Genomic DNA, 2465 nt, shown 5'->3' with positions numbered 1-2465 from the left:
CGGGCGCATGGGTCAGGGATGCGAACAGCATGTGCTCGTCCGTGAGCGATCGCGTGCTGGTCCGGAAAAATTCCAGCACGTCGCGGGAACGCTCGATAGGGTGAACGATCGGGCCGCCGGTGATGATCGGCCCTACCGTATGGAGGTCGTATTCAAGACTGGTGGCAATCCCGAAGTTTCCGCCGCCGCCGCGCACGGCCCAAAATAGATCGGGCTGCTCTTGCTTGCTGGCCCGCACAACCTTGCCGTCGGCGGTGACGAGTTCGACAGCCCGCAGATTATCCAACGCGAGGCCGTACTTGCCCATCAGCCAGCCCAGCCCTCCGCCGAGCGTCAGGCCCGCGATGCCGGTGGTCGAGACCACGCCGCCGGTCACCGCGAGTCCGTGAAGCTGCGTTTCTCGATTGAGCTCGCCCCAGGTGACCCCGCCCTGCGCCCAAACGGTCTTGCCGATCGCGTCGACCCGGACCCCCTTCATGGGTGAGAGGTCGATCATGATCCCGCCATCGATGGTTGCGCGCCCGGCCACATTGTGGCCGCCGCCGCGAACCGCGATCTCGAGGCCGAGCTTGGTCGCAAGTGCCACGGCATCCACGACATCGGCCGCACTGCGACATCTGGCAATCAATGCTGGCCGTTTGTCGACCAGCCCATTGTGAACCTTGCGCGCCTCGTCGTAGCCCTCGTCCGCTGGTTTGAGCAGTTCTCCTCCGAAGGAGGCATTAAGCTCGGCGGCAGCGCTGGCAACAGATGCGATGGACATGGCGTGGGCTCCTCAGCTTGACCCCGCCATATCCTCGATCGCGGGCTGTCTCAGAGCAAATCCGAAGAATTCAGGTGACGATGAACTGATTTCACCTACACTCGCCGCATGCACAAGCTGCCGCCCCTGATCGAGCTCCGCGCTTTTGAGGCTGCCGCGCGTCATCTGAGCTTCAAGAAAGCCGCGGCAGAACTCGGCGTCACGCCGACCGCGATCAGCCACCAGATCGGATTGCTTGAGCAGTATTGCGGCCGCGCCCTATTCCGGCGCAGACCACGCCCTCTTTCCTTGACCGATGCCGGCGCCCAGCTGTTTCCTGCCATTCGCGGCGGGCTCGAGGCGTTTGCCGCTGCCATTGCGTCCCTCAAGCAGGAAGGTGACGAGCAGCCGCTCCGGGTTACGACGACCAACGCCTTCGCCAGCCGCTGGCTCGTGCCCCGCCTGCCCCTGTGGCGGAAGTTGCATCCTGACGTGCCGCTGGAGGTGATAGGCACTGACACGGTGCTCGATCTGCAGGCCGGAGACAGCGACGTTGCCATTCGCTACGCGACAAGCCGCGTACCACCGACAGACGGGATCGTCGATGAACTATTCAGTGATACGTTCTTGCCGGTCTGCAGCCCGGATTTGCTTTCAACGGGCCGCCTGAAGAGACCAATCGACCTTGCAAACCATGTTCTGATCCACTCCTATTGGTCGCCGACCGATCGCGAGCCGCCCACATGGCAGAGATGGCTTACCGCGGCTCAGCGCAGGTGGCGGGAAGTGCCCCAATTCAAGGATATGCAACACTTGAGTTTCCGCGAGGAACTGCACGCCATCGAGGCGGTGATCGCCGGGCAGGGAGTCGGGATTTTCAGTGATGTGCTCGTGGCCCACGAACTCGCTGTCGGTATGCTCGTGAAACCGTTCAAGTTGAGCTTGTCTGGCTATAGCTTCTATGTGGTCACCAGGCCAAGCAATCCGCGCGCAAGGACCATCCGAGCCTTCTCGGAGTGGTTGCGGTCGAGTACTTAATCCGCTCTTCTTGTTGTCTTCGAAATGTCCGCTCGGGGTCACAAGCGGCGGTCGTGGCAAGCGCAGCCTTGCGCCCGGTTTATAGCCAGGAGCCGACAGCCAACTGCGAGGGCCGGCCTCAGGCCGCCCACCCGTAAATTTCCCAAGTGTCGGTCATTTGCGCTCGCTGGTTAACTGGTGCGGATCGAGCGCCGCATCATGAAAACACCAAAGCCAAAGCAGTGGGCCGACCAAGAGGTCCGACGATTGATCACACTGGCCCGACAGGGAGTTGGCGCGTCAAAGATAGCCGCCGAACTCGGCCGCCACGCCGGATCGGTGAGGCGCATGGCGCGAACGTTGAGACTGCTGTTGAAGAAGTAGTCCCCGAGCGATCTTGAGCGCGCGGCTGACCTACAGCCCCAACGCCTCGGCCCCTCCCGCTGCGGCCGTTGCGACTCGCGAAAAATGCAGAACTCAGATCGTTTGCAGCAATATCATCCCGACGATGGTCACAAAGAAACCGATTGCCGTCACTGCGGCGAAGCACCGTTCTACGCTATCCATGAACGCAACCCCTGCTAAAAAGATCAGTTCAGCTTTTTCGTAATGTAAGTGCGATTGCAACTGCCAACTTGCTCGTACTCGCGCGACGAGTTTGAGAGTCCCTCCGGCCAGAACAGAAAATAACCGAAACGCTCATACC

At 61.3% G+C, this 2465-nt stretch carries 2 protein-coding genes; one reads left to right on the top strand and one right to left on the bottom strand.

The window, feature by feature from the left end:
* The coding region (locus I6F16_RS37365) for an FAD-dependent oxidoreductase (protein ID WP_225174758.1) at positions 1-763 on the bottom strand (763 nt) is incomplete at its 3' end.
* A gap of 108 nt (positions 764-871) precedes the next feature.
* Here I6F16_RS37365 and I6F16_RS37360 point away from each other — a divergent pair.
* On the top strand, positions 872-1780 hold the full coding sequence (locus I6F16_RS37360) for a LysR substrate-binding domain-containing protein (RefSeq protein ID WP_225174757.1): 909 nt from the start codon (positions 872-874) through the stop codon (positions 1778-1780).
* The last annotated feature ends 685 nt before the right edge of the window (positions 1781-2465 follow it).

The organism is Bradyrhizobium sp. IC4060 (assembly GCF_020193715.1).
Classification (GTDB): domain Bacteria; phylum Pseudomonadota; class Alphaproteobacteria; order Rhizobiales; family Xanthobacteraceae; genus Bradyrhizobium; species Bradyrhizobium yuanmingense.
The sequence above is the reverse complement of the archived record's forward strand: the minus strand, read 5'-3'. Positions and strand labels throughout refer to the sequence as shown.